Origin of the sequence: Coleofasciculus sp. G1-WW12-02, assembly GCF_040219735.1 — a bacterium.
Classification (GTDB): Bacteria; Cyanobacteriota; Cyanobacteriia; order Cyanobacteriales; family Coleofasciculaceae; genus Coleofasciculus.
The window spans coordinates 1-15,887 of the sequence record NZ_JAVJRX010000057.1; the positions used below are offsets into that span (position 1 = coordinate 1).

Consider the following 15,887-nt stretch of genomic DNA (forward strand, 5'->3'; position numbering starts at 1 on the left):
CATCGTCGAAGGAATTAACAATAGATTAAAGGTAATAAAACGTTGTGGTTTTGGATTTACCAATTTTTATAACTTTGAAAAAAGAGCTTTATTGTTTTGGCATTTAGTTGATAGTTTAGCATAATAAGTACCGAAGAACCGGAAAGATGACCCCGACACTTTACCGATTATCAAACAAAAAGCCCAATCTGATGACGAGGGGAATGTGCGACGTGCAGCGGTGAAAGAATTAGCCAAAGGCTGGAAAGATGACCCCGACACCTTACCGATTATCAAACAAAAAGCCCAATCTGATGACGATTGGGATGTGCGAAGTGCAGCAGTGCAAGAATTAGCCAGAGGCTGTAAAAATGACCCAGACACCTTACCGATTATCAAACAAAAAGCCCAATCTGATGACGATGAGTTTGTGCGAATTACAGCAGTGCAAGAATTAGCCAGAGGCTGGAAAGATGACCCAGACACCTTAGCTATTTTTAAGGAAAAAGCCCAATCTGATGACGATGAGTCTGTGCGACAAGCAGCGGTGGAAGAATTAGCCAAAAGCTGGAAACATGACCCCTACACCTTACCTTGGCTTAAACAAAAAGCCCAATCTGATTACCATCCGGATGTGCGAAGTGCAGCGATGGAAGAATTAGCCAGAGGCTGGAAAGATGACCCCGACACCTTACCTATTCTCAAACAAAAAGCCCAATCTGATGACGATTGGCGTGTGCGACTTGCAGCGGTGGGAGAATTAGCCAAAGGCTGGAAGGATGAGCCATGGCTATTTGAATTGTTACGCGATCGCGCCCTTAATGATTCCTTTGTGCGTGAGAACGACTGGCAAGACAATCCTCGGCAATTAGCAATTGAAATTATTATTAAACAATATCCTGATAATCCCCAGACTCTACCATTGTTGCGTGACAGAGCCGAAAATGATCCTGATGAAAAAGTTAGGGAGTTTGCTCAGAATAAATTGGCACAATTCGAGAATCAAAGGAGCTAGATAGGATATAATATTAGCCGTAAAATCAATTTACATTATCTAATCGACAACCTGTTAAAATTCACATATTGCACCATTTTCAGTCAGCCCCAGCATCCGCCAAGAATTCAAATTATTGGCTCATAGGTTAAGTCCATTAAAATGGACTACAAGTTGTATCCTCCTCCAGTAGGTTGGGTAGAGCGTAAGCGTTACCCAACAGAATAAACCCCTGTAGAGACGTTGTATGCAACGTCTCTCCGCCTACATTGAGTAAAGGGCGATCCGAACGTCTGTAGGGGCGGGTTGTACAGATAACATACCTTCAAAAACTGGTAACGTATGTAAACCCGCCCTGTTTCTGGAGTTATCAATTTGTGCAAGCGGATTGCCCCTACATGAGAACCACAAACGGATTAATGCGATTAGGAGAAAAACACTCATGACGACATCTGTACAAACCAGCAAAGTTTACGACGAAATCATTGACTTTATCGCGGCTGGAACAGAGCCCGGAGTTCAAACTCCGGGCTAATAGCTCAAGTCCACTAAAGTGGACTAATACCAAATCCGGGTTAGCCACCCCCTTTATAAGCTAGTCCGCGCAGGCGGACTTTGTTTGTGTAGCTGCGACTTCTAGTCGCCAAGGCAAAAAAGGGGTTCCAAAGGCGGATTTGGTATAAAATCTATATTTAGTCAGCTTTAACTGACTTTAACTTTTGGTTCCTTGGGTTTAAAAGGAACCTAGAAATCAAGCCTTTTAAGGCACTAAAGTGCCTACTACAAACAATTACTGTACCACTTCCCGCATATACCGATTCCATAATTGTGCGGCTTGGGCGCTACTTCCCCGCGTGGGTGAGTTATCGTCATTGCCTAACCAAATCCCGGTGACTAACTCCCGACTGGGTATAAAACCAATAAACCATAAATCTACATACCGATCCGTGGTTCCGGTTTTCCCCGCTTCTCCTAAACCTATTGCGGCTGAACCGCCTGTGCCATTTTGCACCACCCCCCGCAACATCGTGGTCATCGTCTGGGCAACCGCAGGGGCTACAGCTTTAACCCCCCCTTCCCCATTTTCCTCAAATTCATAGATTACCCGACAGGTTTGCGGATCATTCTCATCAGCACAATCCCCACTATCGAGAATCCGTTTAATCCCATGGGGAGGATTCCACACCCCATCATTCGCGATCGCGCTATACGATCCAGTTATCTCTAACACATTCACTTCACTTTGTCCAATTGCCAACCGGGGAACCGGCTCAAGCTTTGAGCGAATTCCTAATCGTCGCGCCGTATCTATCACATTCCCTAATCCAGCATCCATTGCCACCCGCACCGCAATCACATTCTCTGATTGCGCCAAACCCGTGTACATATTCACCGCACCCCCGGAACGTTCACACCCACGCAAACCATAGGCTGGGGCGCAGGAGTAGGTTTTTCCTGGTGGAATCCCTTGGGCTAAGGCGGCGGTGTACTCAAACAGTTTAAATGTCGAACCCGGTTGTCGTTGGGCTTGAGTTGCCCGATTAAACTGACTTTGTTGGTAATCAACACCCCCCACCATCGCCCGGATTGAGCTATCTGTGGTATTCAGAGTCACCATCGCCCCTTGAGAAAAGCGTAATTGCGAACCCGTGGTACTGACAAAACTACGCAGCGCTGATTCTGCCTTTGCCTGAGTCTGCAAGTCGAGCGTGGTTTCCACAATAAAGTTCCCTTCTTGCGCCAACTCCGTACCCAGTAAATCCCGCAGTTCCTCAAATACGTAATTATAGAAATAGGGAGCTTTGGTGCTATTGAGGAATTCACGGGCTTGAGGGCTTACCTCAATTCGCGATCGCCTTGCCCGTTGTGCTTCCTCATCACTAATCATTCCCATTCCCCGCATCCGGGTAATTACCCGATTTCGCAAGCCCAACGCGGTATCATAATCCTGAACCGGATTATAACTATTCGGTGCTGGCAAAATTGCCACCAGAGTGGCGGCTTCGGAAAGGGTTAAATCTTTTGCCGATTTATCGAAATAAAATTGGGCAGCATCTTCAAACCCATAAGCTTCTACCCCTAGATAGATGCGGTTTAAATACGTCCTTAAAATCTCATCCTTACTGTAAAATGTCTCCAGCTTCAGTGCCACAATGGCTTCCCGGAGTTTGCGGGCAGCACTATTATCTCGCCCAACATATTCAGTAAACAAACTGCGAGCAACCTGTTGACTAATCGTACTCGCCCCTTCTTTGATCCCACCCCCGCGAATATTTCGGACTAATGCCCGCAAAATTCCATAAGGATCGACACCAAAATGCCAATAATAACGGCTATCTTCTGAAGCAACTAAAGCTTTTGGTAGATAGGGGGAAAAATCCGATAACCGTTTTAGTTCTCGGTGAACCTCAGTACGCGGTTGACGCAAGGGAACCTGATCACGAGAATAGACGACAACGGGTCCTTGAACCCCGCTGGGTAGGGGTCGCACGGGGACTTTTAACCATTCAATCCCAATAATTAAGGCAATTAACGCGGTTAATCCACCCACCCCATAGAGGCTGTAACGAATACCGAGAATATACCAAGGCGGCGGATCAACATATTGTAGTTTAACCGAGGCGGCTAATTCCGGTGGACCAATGGTAAGAATATCCCCATGGCGCAAGGCTAAGCACGGTAGGCGGCGTCTACCGCGATAAATACCATTCGTGGAATTTTCATCTTTCAGAATAAACGTTCTACCCGATCGCCCATAGCGTTCCAGGGACAAATGAACCTGACTCACCACTGGGTTTCGCACCACAATATCGCAGGATTTAGAACTGCGTCCCAGCAAATAGCGATCGCCTAATAGGGGGTATACTTCCGCCTTATCCGCACCCGCATCTTGAACCCACAGTTCTGGAACTTTGGCATTCGGCTTTAGCGCCAGTGCTTCAAAGTTAACTTTGGCTTGAATCGTCTGAACAGCCTGAGTCAACTGACCTAGAATGGTTTTCGGCGGTTGGGGAGGTTTGGGAGAATTCATTTCCTCGTGGATGGTATTAAATCGGGTGTCTTGTTCCTGGTTTAGCGTTCATGGTTCATTGTTCATGGTTCATCGCCTTGTTCGGGAGAATGACGTTGCCTGAGAACTTCTACATTACAATTTAGCGTGTTTGAGAGAGGACGGAGTGGGAGAGCTGGGGAAGCAATGTAGAGACGTAGCATGCTACGTCTGGAAGCAGGGGGAGCAGGGGGAGCTGGGGAAACGGGGTTGTAGAGACTCCTCTGATGAAACGTCTTTTGTAGGGGCGGGTTTTACCCCTAACGTTTCGTTTGCACCCTGATATAACTAAACCCGCCCCGACCTAACCGTTCAATTATCACAAATGACGAATGACGAATGACGAATGACAAATCCTAAGTTGGTTTCTGAATAACCGTTTCCAGAATTCGTCGCTTGGCTTTGGGGTCAATGCCAATTAACCGCACGTATTCATTATTATGCTCGGCAAGGCGTTCGGCTAAAGTCAGGATCACCTCTGATGCTTCATCTCCTTGAAATGTGCCATCACTTTTCCAGGCATTGGTGCGAAAACGCCGCTCGTTGGCATACTCTAAGCTGAGACGGTATCCTTGGGCTAAGAGTTCACGAATCTGCTGCTGGATACCTAAATCTAAGGGTGTGGTGGGTTCTGAGGGTTGAGGTGTCTTGGGGTTGACTCTAGTCTTGGCAATTGCTTCATCTCTTGAACTGTCCCGACGTTCAAGGGTGCGGAGTTCTTGTGCTAAACCGTTTCCCTGTCTGTGTGTCTGGGTGTTATTTTGACCTGTTAATTGCCGTGCTGGAGGTATCTCAATGGCAGGGCTTTCGCGCAGTGCTTTATTATATTCTCGAACTAATCCCATCTCCTCGACTTGTTTTTGTTCGCCGATCATCACCTGACCGAATTCGATTAAGTGAGAGATATTAAAATTCGGCTTTTCAAATTCCGGCGGCGCTTCTGTACTGCGAACCACGCGAAAGGAAATCTTGTCCAGTCCGACATCATGGATGAAGTGGAGAATCTGTTGATCATAAATCCGCGATCGCAAGGCGCTAAAAAAGTCAATGGCTTGATTAGGGAACTGCTCCACCAGTTGTTCTATCTCTCGTCGGGATAGTTCATCTGCGGCAAAAATCCCGCCAATAATGCCAATGCGTTCCTCTCGATTCGGTTCCCAGTAATATTTTTCCATACGACCTTCTCGAATTAAAGGCGCATAGAGGGTGGAGAAGTCGTTCCCAGTTACGATAATCGGGACGCGATGCAGGGGATTGGCGTCATAACTCCCAGGGAGTTGCACGTCGGTGGGATGGTCTGCAATATTCATTAATGTGGCGCTGACGAGTTGAGTATTGACCGTGTATTGGGTGGTGCGGTCAAAGCGTCCTACCCCTGCATCCAAGTCATTAATCATTAAAGCGCACATTTTCCCCTGCACCTTGATCATTTCGGCGGCTTCTCGATAACGCAGGCGAATCAGACGCGCCGGATCACCTGCATCCGGACTTTCCAGTTCACCGCCAGAGATATGGATGACACCAATCCCCATTTTTTCAAACACTAACTCGCATTGGAAGGATTTGCCTTCTCCCTTGCGTCCGTGAATCCCCAGAATTAGAGGAACTCTTACACCCTCTAATTCTAGATAGTTTTTGGTGATGTGAACCGCCAGTTTATCCCGGAAGCTGGGCGCGATGTAGTAGGTCATAAATCGAGAGGTCTTTGTGCGATCGGTAATTCTTTATCTTACCGTAGAAACGTTACCTGCAACCTCAGCAAACCCGGTTTTTGCGGTTGGCATAAAAAATTAATCTTAACTTAAGTAACTTTGAATTGTACCCTCTAAAATAGCCTCAACATCCGTCACAGGACCTGTCAGATAATCTGATGAAATCTGAACCTGGGCATAGCGTTCATCCAGATCAAAGGCTTCTTGCAGAAAACCACCAAAACCCCGCGCCCGTTTGTCGATTTCTAGGAAAACATTTAATAAGGTGTCTGATTGCAGGGAAAACACAATCTCCAGTTCATCTAAATATCCCTGATATCGACCCATCGGTCGAAATTCAAATTCTTGGACAAAGGGAACATTGCCGCCTAAGTAAGGATTATATTCACAATCTACTTTATGTAGTTGAAACCCCAGATTTTTGCTGGCTTCTAGCACCAATTCCATTAAGGGATGGGGACGCACCTCGATATAATCGGTGTCTTTCGGATCAATTGCCAGGGAAATATCCAACCCAGTCCGGACATAAACGGGTTGATGTCCCAGCGTCAGTGGCGTTTCATAAGGAAGTGGGAAGGAAAAGGGGATAACCTTGGTTTCTTTGGGTTGCAACTTGAAGCGTTCACTCAGGTGATACTTTACCAATTTACAGGTTTCTGTCGCTGTCGTCTCCTCATATTCCCGTTTGTATTCAGTCTCAACGTAGAGGTAAATATCATCAATGTCTTGGGAGCTATCTCCACCGGTAATATGAACATCTCCATTGAGCATTTCGCCTGGAATCAAGGATTCTGTCGATAGGCGAGTATCAACGGTGGCGGCGCCAATTCCTACTCTGGATAGAAATTTTTTAAACATGGCTCTGACCGGGTTTTTGTCGGGATAATACTCTAGTATAAGCCAGGGATAACTTGAAAGGCATCTATCTCAAGGTTTGCTTAATCATATTGCCAAGATTTTAATTTTATTCTGTTAGTTGAATGAACCGTTAATCACTTAGAGAAATAACAGTAAAAGGATTCTAGAATGCCGGAGTGGGTAGGATTTACAGACGGGGAACAGAGCCTAAAAGGGCATTCCCAGGCAAAGCCTGGGAACGAGGGGGAGGGCGCACGAGGCGTACTACCCTACCGCGTTTGAGCGAAGATTTCGTCTAATATCTCTTGCGCCCCTTGCTGACGTAAATGTTGAGCGAGTTTAATCCCTAATGCTTCCGCCTGAGTCCCATCCCCGGTCATGGTATCTTTGATCAGGGTTTTCCCATCTAAACTGGCAACCATACCTGTGAGGATTAGGGTATTCCCCGTGATCTGTGTATCTACGCCAATGGGTGCTTGACAACCGCCTTCGAGTTCCCGTAAAAATGCCCGTTCTGCATAACAGCGTTGCGTGGTTGGGGAATGTTCAATGACTTTGAGTAAATTCAAGATTTCTTGATCCTCCCCTCGACATTCTATGCCCAAGGCTCCTTGTCCAACGGCATGTAGAGAAATATCGGAGGGTATAACTTGGTGGATGCGATCGCTCATATCCAATCGTTTTAACCCGGCGGCGGCTAAAATCAAAGCGTCAAACTCCCCAGCATCGAGTTTGGCGAGTCGGGTGTTGAGATTTCCGCGAATATCTTTAAACGCGAAATGGGGGAAATGGTGGCGCAATTGTGCCAAACGCCGCAGGGATGATGTGCCAATCACCGCACCTTCGGGAAGGGTATCCAGTTGCTTGTCTTGGTGTTTGGCGTGAACCACTAAAGCGTCGGCTGGGTTTTCTCGTTGTGTCACACACCCCAAGACTAATCCTTCTGGTAACGTGGTGGGCAAATCCTTGAGGGAATGCACGGCTAAATCAATCTCCTGATTCAGCATCCCTACTTCTAATTCTTTGGTAAAGAGTCCCTTATCGCCAATCTTGGATAGTGCCACATCCAAGATTTTATCCCCGTGGGTACTCATGGTCTGGACTTCAAAGTGCCGATCGGGGTAGTGTTTTTGTAGTTGTTCCTGTACCCAATAGGTTTGCACCAGAGCCAATTGGCTTTTGCGGGAACCGATCCGAATCGTGCGAGCAGGACTGGTAACAGTGGAGGACATAGAGCGATCGCGTCAAACAAGTATAAAGAGTCACCTACTCTAGCCTACCGCAGTTTGGTCACTTGTCATTTATCATTTGTCCTTTGTCACTTTTCCCTGTTCCCTGTTTCCTAGTCATCAGCCTTGCATAAGCCTAACCCACTTAGAAATATAAGGTAGTAGACTCCACTCGCCACAGATTTACTACCCATACAGCCGCTTTCTTTGGTGAGTGAAATTGGGCTTAAGACAAGCTGCTGTTCTGTCAAAGATAATGAACACTTCTATCAAACCCCCTCACCTATTTCTGGCTGCTTATGGGATGGCGATATCTCTCACGATTTGGGCAATCCAGTCAGATTCCTACAGGGCTTTTATCGCCTTGGTTTGCTGCATCGCCTTCATTATTGGTGCCAATTTAGCCCATCGTTTGGTAATGGGGGGCATCACCTTAGATACCATCGACAACGCCCTGAAACATCATCAGCGACTGGTTCATATCAGTCTATTTGGGGTAGGTGCGATCGCGACGAGTTTTGCTTCACCGATTCTGCTACAAGGTGTTAAGGTTACAGATTTAGCCATTTTTGCCACGAATTTACTATTACCTCACTGGATTCCGACAATTATTTTGCTTTATATCGCAGAATACTTGCACCTTTTCATCCTCGGATTAGGATGTTTGGCTCTGGGATTGGTTGTGTTTTTTGTGGGATTTGGTCGGGGAACGTCTCAACCTTTACCTCTATTAATAGCTACCGTTATTGGCATGATACTGCCATTAGCTATATTTAGCTATTACCTACTCCCTGTCACAGGGATGCTAGGCGAACCCTTTGTGGTTGATGGCGTGGTGCGACAAACCACCTCTCACACCTGCGCCCCTGCTAGCATTGCGACTCTGGCTCGTTGGGTAGGCTTAGATCCCAGTTTATCAGAGCGGGATGTGGTTCAACTCACCCACACTAGCCGATTGGGAACATCGGCTTTAGCAGAAATTCGGGCAATGCGCCAGTTAGGACTCGCGCCAAACTATCGGCGTCAGCTAACTATAGCGGATCTGATAACCATCAATCAACCTGCTGTTCTCAGTGTTAATGAAGATGTGGATGGCGTCATCTTTTTACATGCCGTTGCCTTATTATCTATTAATCCCGACGCACAAACGATAACAATTGGCAACCCTCTCTATGGACGTCAGGTAAAAACCTTTGACCATATTAACGGCTATTGGACAGGTGATGCTGTGTTTGTCACCAATCCCAAAGCCCAACTATTGCATAACCCCGACTCAGTAGGAGATATACCGCAGTAGACTCCACTCGCCACGGATTTACTACCCATACAGCAGCTTTCTTTGGTGAGTGAAATTGGGCTTAAGACAAGCTGCTGTTGTCGAAACAACAATGAACAATCTACTTAAACTTCAACTTAAACCGCGTATTACCTTATCTCAACTCCTCCTCGCTGCTTATGGGGTAGGAATGTGCCTAACCCTTTGGGCAATGCGATCGCACTATCCTATTCTATTTCTTACTCTGTTTTGCCTGATTCCTCTAAGTAGTGGTGCGATTGTGGGAAATCGGTTAGCCGCATCCCATAACCCTAAAAATTGCCGCCGCCAGATTAATCGGATGTTTCTCGCGATCGCGACAATGGCGGCGTTCATTCTTCTATTCGGACAATTTAATATTTATCGCCTTTTCCCCTTAATTGTTCGCTTATATCTAGGTGCTTATCATCAGCCCATCATCTTGGCGTTGGGATGCTTAACTTTGGGGTTAGTCCTATCAATTGAGTTGTCCGGAAAACGTTCTCGCCAACAGTTACATCTGTTAGTAGGAATAGTCCTAGGAATGATGATCCCGTTGGGGATAATTCTATATTACACCTTCCCCATGACTGGGATCGCCAGTGAACCCTTAGTTCTTGAAGGAGTAGTTCTGCAAACAACCTCTCATACCTGCGTTCCAGCCAGTATCGCCACACTAGCCCGATTTGTAGGATTAGACCCCAATTTATCGGAACGGGATGTAGTTAAACTCACCCATACAACGCAAAAAGGGACTCACTCATTAGGTACAATTCAGGCAATGGAGCAGCTCGGTTTAGCGCCAAGCTATCAATGGGGTCTCACTATTGATGATTTAATTGCCACGGGTAAACCAGCGGTACTAACTGTCAAAGAACCTGTCGATGGAGTGATATTTAACCATGCTGTCGCCCTATTATCAATTGATGGCAAAGCGCGAACTGTAACCATTGGTAACCCACTTTATGGGCGTCAAATCCTGACCTTTGACCAGATGAAAGGCTATTGGATAGGTCAAGCTATATTTGTTACCTATCCACCCAAAGTGTAGGTTGTGGGGTGTAGAGTATAAGAGCTTACCTGTGGATAAGAAGTGTAGTGAGGTTCGGTGAGTAGGTTGGGTTTCGGCGCGTCAACCCAACCGAGTACAGTTAGCTTATGTTAGCTTTAAGTTCCGGAACGTTCAATCAATAACATGAAACGCATCTTATCTCAATGTATCAAAGAACTCGCCCAATTTCAACGCGATCGCCTGACCTTGGCGCTGGCATTTATTCTGCCCCTAATGACGTTACTTATTTTCGGCTTTGCCATTCGTCTAGAAGCCAAAGATATTCCTCTATTTGTGCAAGATTTTGATTTAACTCCCCTGAGCCGTTCCTATGTCGAACGGTTGTTTGCCACGAATCAATTTAAGCCAGCATTTCCAGAAAACACCAATCCGCAAACGATTGACCCTCAATCCGTAATTGACCAAGGAATTGCCAAAGTTGCGGTAGTAATTCCCCCTGATTTTACCCGCCAGATTAAAGCAAATAAACGTACAAATGTACAAGTTCTCGTCGATGGCACAGATACCAATAATGCCCGTGTGATTAAAAATAGTATTCAGGCAACGACTAAATTCTTTTTACAGGATTCTGGCTTACAAGTCCTACCTGAAAAAATCAACGCTAGGGTGCGGATATGGTTCAATCCGGGACGGCAAGAATCGCTTTATATTGTACCCGGTCTTTATGCCTTGATTTTATGGATTTATCCCTCTTTGCTGGTGGCAGTTGCCATGGTAAGGGAAAAAGAAAAGGGAACAATATTACAAGTTTATGCGTCTAGTCTCACCGCTTTAGAATTACTCTTAGGCAAAGGCTTAGCCTATCTCATAATTGGCATTAGCGAAGCATTCTTTATTATGGGGTTAGGCTCATTAATTTGGGGCTTAGGGTTTGCTGGCGATCCCACACCCTTATTAGTGAGTACGCTGATCTTTTTAGCCGATAGTGTCAGCTTTGGGCTTTTGGTCGGCGTGCGGGCAGCGAGTCAAAATGCCGCTGTTCAAGCTGTGGCGTTAATTGGCTTTTTAACGGCATTACTGCTATCGGGATTTATCTATCCTCTGAGTAATATTCCCTTTCCCTTGTCTTTGGTTTCTAATGTTGTCCCAGCGCGTTATTATATCGAAGTTACCCGCGATGCTTACGTTCGAGGGACAGGTTGGTCGGGTGTCTGGTTATGGGTACTGATCCTGATCGTTTTAGGGCTATTGCTGTTTAATGCGGCAAGGATAGGCTTAAAGCGTATGCAGTTATCCGATTAATATTAGGGGAAACAAGGGATAATTTCAAAAATCATCAATCACCTATGAAAATTATTCGCCAATTCTTTAATAGTTGCTTTTGGTCTTTAATCTTGAAAGAGATTAACCAAATCTTGAGAAACAAAGAATTAGTAGTTCTTTTAACCATTCCACCCACAATTCAACTGCTCATCTATGGGTTTGCCCTAAATCCTGATGTGCAATATCTCAAGTTGGGAATTGTCGATTATGCCAATAGCTATGAGAGTCGAGAACTGGTATCAGCTTTAACGGAAAATCGGATATTTGAGGCTCAAGCCTATCCTGCTACTGAGCAAGAGTTAGCCGAACAAGTACGGCAAGGGGAATTGACGGCTGGATTAATTATTCCACCGGATTTTAATCGGAATTTAGCCCAAAATAAAACGGCAAATGTGCAAATAATCATTGATGGGGTGGATGCGAATACGGCGGGGATTGCGCGGGGTTATATTAATCAGATTATTCGCCAATATAGTCAGCGATTTGTCATGAATCCAGCGCCTCCCTTAATTAGCACAGAAACTCGTTTTTTGTATAATCCAGGGTTAAAAAGTAGTTGGTTTTTTGTCCCTGGAGTTATGGGGGTTGTGATCACGTTAATTAGTTCCTTGGTTTCTTCGGTAACGGTGGTTCGAGAAAAGGATACAGGAACTCTGGAACAATTGCTGATGACACCAGCACAAGCCTGGGAAATTTTGCTGGCGAAAATTGTCCCCCTGTTTGTGCTAATCATGGGTGATGTGTTGTTGGCATTAATACTAGCACGGGTGATTTTTGATGTCCCCTTTCGGGGGAATTTGTTGCTATTTTTGGGGTTATCAGCGATTTACGTCTTGGTGGGGATTGGGATTGGGATTATGTTGGCGACGCTGTGTGCAACCCAGCAACAGGTGGTGCTAACCTCATTCTTTATTAACTTACCCTTGATTCAGCTATCTGGCGCGATCGCACCGATTGAGAGTATGCCTACTGTATTCCAATACCTGTCTCTGTTGAACCCCCTGCGTCACTATGTCGCGATTGTACGGGGGATATTACTCAAAGGCGTAGGTATGGAGGTGCTGTTTCCCCACGCGATCGCACTGCTAGTATTTGCGACTGTGTTATTATCAGTCAGCATTAACCAATTTCGCCATCAACTCAGTTGAATCAAAGCTACACAAGACCAATCTCTTTTTCTGTTTTTTCGATATATTCAGCAATCCTATGTTTATTAATGGTTTGAGGACTGTACCGTCGAAAAAATAGTAAGTAAAAACCTAACCAGACAAGTTTTTCAACAATAAAAAAACGATGGCAAAAATACGGCTGTTTATTGCATCAAGTCTTGACGGTTATATTGCCAGGACATCAGGAGAAGTAGATTGGCTATTTACCGACGCTGACTATGGTTATACAGAGTTCTTTGACCAAATTGATACAGTACTTATGGGGAGAAAGACATATAAGCAAATTCTCAGTTTTGGAGAATACCCCTATTCCGGAAAAGAGGGTTTTGTCTTCTCCAATACTCTATCGGGTCAAGAAGAAAATTCAGTTAAATTTGTCGGCGGTGATTTGACGGAATTTGTGAGCAGGCTGCTTAATCGGAGTGAATGTGATATCTGGTTAGTTGGTGGTTCTCAAATCATTCACTATTTTCTTAAACAAGGTTGGATTGATGAACTGATTCTCTCCATCCATCCCCTAATTTTAGGACAGGGTATTCCTCTGATTGTCAATAATCCTCAATTGGAAACCCCACTGGAATTAAAAGAAGTGAGAAGTTATGACTCGGGATTACTACAAGTGTATTATGATTTGAGAAGGAAATCCCAGTTTTAGAGTTGTCATTTATCATTTCTGCCAATCACCAATATCCAATCCCTAATCCGGTTTGGGTAATAGTACAGTAAACACACTCCCTTGATTAAGTTGCGATCGCACAGTAACTTGACCCCCCATTCCTTCTACCAGGGTTTTCACTATCGATAAGCCTAAACCTGTCCCTCCTGGGGAACGAGCGCGATTCTCGTCCCCGCGATAGAATCTCTCAAAGATGCGGGATTGCTGCGCTAAGGGGATACCTTGTCCGCGATCGCACACCTGAATCCTTACCTGTTCCCCCTGTTGGTCTAATTTTACCCTTACAGGTTGGTCTGGGTCTGAATATTTTACCGCATTGTCAATTAAATTCAGCAACACTTGCTTGAGGCGATCGCGATCGGCTAAAACTTCAATAACTCCACTCGTGGTATCACTATCAATCACTCGATGACTATATTGTACTGCCATCTCTACGACTTCGGCGACCAAATCATTAAGCACAAACGGTTCTAAATAAAAATGCATTCTGCCATGATCAACTCGTGCTAAGTCCAATAAATCTTGTAATAGTTGAACCGTCCGATCCGCTTCTGAGGCGGCAATTTCCAAGGCTTCTTGCTGAGGAGGCGTTAAGTTTTTTCCGCGCCGTAATATACTTTGCAGATATCCCGAAACAATCGTTAATGGAGTTCGTAATTCATGGGAAACATTACTCACAAATTGCCGCTGTTGTTCCCACGCCTCAAATAGGCGACTTAACATATTATCAAAGGTTTGCGCTAATTCTCTCACCTCACTCGGCGCTTGATCCAGATGAAGTCGTGCTTGTCCTAAATCTTTAGCCGAAATGGTTTGAGTGAGTTGACTCATTTGACATAAAGGTTGCAGCGATCGCTTAATATAAAATGAAATTGCCACAATCATGGCGGTAATTGATAGCAGGCTGGCAATACCCAAGGTGCGAATCAAACTCAAAAACATTTTTTGTTCGCTGGTAATATCTTTTGCCACATAAACCTTACCCAGCATTTCACCCTGCACTTGCAAGGGAGTCCCACAAGCGATCCAATACCGTCCGTTCACCCGATATAGTTTAGGGATTAGTGGTATCTGTGAGGACAACAAACGATTAGTTGGATTAAGCTGCAACGCTGACGATTGAGCCGGAATTGATCCATCAGAACGACGCACCCATAACAGCGTATCCCCCGTAGTCAGGTTCTCAATCGCCTTTTGCATCCCTGTTTCTAGGGGCATCATCTCACTGTAAAGTTTTACATCATGGGGGAAGCGATCGCTAAGATACTGAATATTATATTTTTGGGCTTTAATCAGGATTTGCTGCATCGACCAACTTGTCCAGATAGCAACACCACTTAATCCTGTAATCGATACGGCTGCAATGCCTACAGTTAATCGCACCTGTAGTGAAAAAGGGTCAAATTTGGGTAAGGCTTTACATAAGAATTTGAGCAGACGGCTGGGGGATTTCATCGGAGTGTTGATCGATCTATCAGCGTTAAATACATCCCATTTTAGAGTTGAGGTTTGGCTATTTCTATTCAAAAGGGATGCATTGGGGAAACTGGACTTACTTTCACTTAATCCGATGATCATTAAATAAAGATGATTTTTTCCTGATGGATAGATGAGTTTTATTCGTTATGTTGGGGAATAGGGAACGGCAAACGGGGAACAGTTCGTTTGTCTATAACTGCTATACCGTAGGGTGGGCAATGCCCACCAGCCTTTATTTAGGGCTTGCTGCACAACTCCCAAACCCTTAGCTATCAATGCTTTGAGTAGTATTGATATTTGCTCCTGTTCAAGGAAAAAGGGTTAAACCCTTTTATCCCCCAGCTCCCCCAACTCCCCTGCTCCCCCAGCTTCCCCAACTCCCCAACTCCCCAACTCCCCCAGCTTCCCCGGCTTCCTACCCCCACCACCAAACTTATTCAGCAACCCCTATTTAGCTGGGTTTCCGGTTGGTGCAGCAAATCCTACCTAGAGATTCAGGATAAGTCTTGGCTTCAGGGCAAGTTTTGTGTATGATTATCAATAGCAGAACCTCGACAACTGCATAGCGCGATCGCGTAAATTGCCAAATCTACACACCTCGTCCAATGGCTGAAACCCTCATTTTTCCGTTTAGGTGTGTCGATAGCCGTCCAGGTAAGGATTATGGGCGATGAAATCCTGAGATTTTTGTCAATAAGCGCTGGTTAATTGACAACAAAAAAAGGTGTGTAGATTTGGCGGCTGAAACCCAGTCCCTGTAAGGCGTCCTGAGCGAACTCTTGACAAACACACTTCCCCGCAAGGGGATGGAAACGCTCTATGAATAAAACGCTCGCTGCTTTTGCCCGGAATCCTTGACAAACACACTTCCCCGCAAGGGGATGGAAACAAATCGAGACCACTTATTGTGATCTGTCCCGATTCTTGACAAACACACTTCCCCGCAAGGGGATGGAAACCTTCAAACCAGAGAATTAAGGCTTGTTCTTTTGATGCTTGACAAACACACTTCCCCGCAAGGGGATGGAAACCTTAGTTGAACAACCCACTAAGGTCGTTTGTATCGCTTGACAAACACACTTCCCCGCAAGGGGATGGAAACATTGCAGACCC

At 45.4% G+C, this 15,887-nt stretch carries 11 protein-coding genes, 1 pseudogene and 1 CRISPR repeat array; of the genes and pseudogenes, 7 read left to right on the plus strand and 5 right to left on the minus strand.

Annotated features, from left to right (window positions below; translation table 11 throughout):
- The first annotated feature begins 13 nt into the window (after positions 1-13).
- Together RID09_RS09950 and RID09_RS09955 are read left to right on the plus strand one after the other, a co-directional pair.
- Complete coding sequence (locus RID09_RS09950; RefSeq protein ID WP_446335796.1) at positions 14-124, plus strand: hypothetical protein; 111 nt, start codon at positions 14-16, stop codon at positions 122-124.
- A gap of 30 nt (positions 125-154) precedes the next feature.
- Positions 155-994 (plus strand): annotated as a pseudogene (locus RID09_RS09955) (HEAT repeat domain-containing protein); the annotation flags it as partial.
- A 769-nt stretch (positions 995-1,763) separates the two neighbouring features.
- On the opposite strand, the gene RID09_RS09960 reads toward RID09_RS09955, so the two are convergent.
- The 4 genes from RID09_RS09960 to hemC all read right to left on the minus strand — a co-directional run bounded on the left by RID09_RS09960 (position 1,764) and on the right by hemC (position 7,824).
- On the minus strand, positions 1,764-4,004 hold the full coding sequence (locus RID09_RS09960) for a transglycosylase domain-containing protein (RefSeq protein ID WP_446335786.1): 2,241 nt from the start codon (positions 4,002-4,004) through the stop codon (positions 1,764-1,766).
- A gap of 374 nt (positions 4,005-4,378) precedes the next feature.
- On the minus strand, positions 4,379-5,713 hold the full coding sequence (locus RID09_RS09965; protein WP_446335787.1) for a ribulose bisphosphate carboxylase small subunit: 1,335 nt from the start codon (positions 5,711-5,713) through the stop codon (positions 4,379-4,381).
- A 105-nt stretch (positions 5,714-5,818) separates the two neighbouring features.
- Positions 5,819-6,592, minus strand: a complete 774-nt coding sequence (locus RID09_RS09970) for a sporulation protein (protein WP_446335788.1) — start codon at positions 6,590-6,592, stop codon at positions 5,819-5,821.
- A gap of 269 nt (positions 6,593-6,861) precedes the next feature.
- Positions 6,862-7,824 carry a hydroxymethylbilane synthase gene (hemC, locus tag RID09_RS09975; protein ID WP_446335789.1) on the minus strand — a complete coding sequence of 321 codons (963 nt, stop codon included), beginning with the start codon at positions 7,822-7,824 and terminating at the stop codon, positions 6,862-6,864.
- A gap of 253 nt (positions 7,825-8,077) precedes the next feature.
- Here hemC and RID09_RS09980 point away from each other — a divergent pair, with 253 nt between their 5' ends.
- The 5 genes from RID09_RS09980 to RID09_RS10000 all read left to right on the plus strand — a co-directional run bounded on the left by RID09_RS09980 (position 8,078) and on the right by RID09_RS10000 (position 13,274).
- A complete protein-coding gene (locus tag RID09_RS09980; RefSeq protein WP_446335790.1) occupies positions 8,078-9,118 on the plus strand; it encodes a cysteine peptidase family C39 domain-containing protein in 1,041 nt (346 codons plus the stop codon).
- Between the two features lie 91 nt (positions 9,119-9,209).
- Complete coding sequence (locus RID09_RS09985) at positions 9,210-10,166, plus strand: cysteine peptidase family C39 domain-containing protein (protein ID WP_446335791.1); 957 nt, start codon at positions 9,210-9,212, stop codon at positions 10,164-10,166.
- A gap of 144 nt (positions 10,167-10,310) precedes the next feature.
- Positions 10,311-11,429 carry an ABC transporter permease gene (locus tag RID09_RS09990; protein ID WP_446335792.1) on the plus strand — a complete coding sequence of 373 codons (1,119 nt, stop codon included), beginning with the start codon at positions 10,311-10,313 and terminating at the stop codon, positions 11,427-11,429.
- A 44-nt stretch (positions 11,430-11,473) separates the two neighbouring features.
- The gene (locus RID09_RS09995; RefSeq protein ID WP_446335793.1) at positions 11,474-12,598 is read left to right on the plus strand and encodes an ABC transporter permease; all 1,125 of its coding nucleotides are present in this window, start codon (positions 11,474-11,476) and stop codon (positions 12,596-12,598) included.
- A 145-nt stretch (positions 12,599-12,743) separates the two neighbouring features.
- Positions 12,744-13,274, plus strand: a complete 531-nt coding sequence (locus RID09_RS10000) for a dihydrofolate reductase family protein (protein WP_446335794.1) — start codon at positions 12,744-12,746, stop codon at positions 13,272-13,274.
- 42 nt (positions 13,275-13,316) lie between these two features.
- Here the strand turns inward: RID09_RS10000 and RID09_RS10005 are convergent, their stop codons facing one another.
- A complete protein-coding gene (locus RID09_RS10005) occupies positions 13,317-14,750 on the minus strand; it encodes a HAMP domain-containing sensor histidine kinase (protein WP_446335795.1) in 1,434 nt (477 codons plus the stop codon).
- Positions 14,751-15,552: 802 nt separating this feature from the next.
- A CRISPR array of direct repeats spans positions 15,553-15,876; the repeat unit is 36 nt; unit sequence CTTGACAAACACACTTCCCCGCAAGGGGATGGAAAC.
- Positions 15,877-15,887 lie beyond the last annotated feature (11 nt).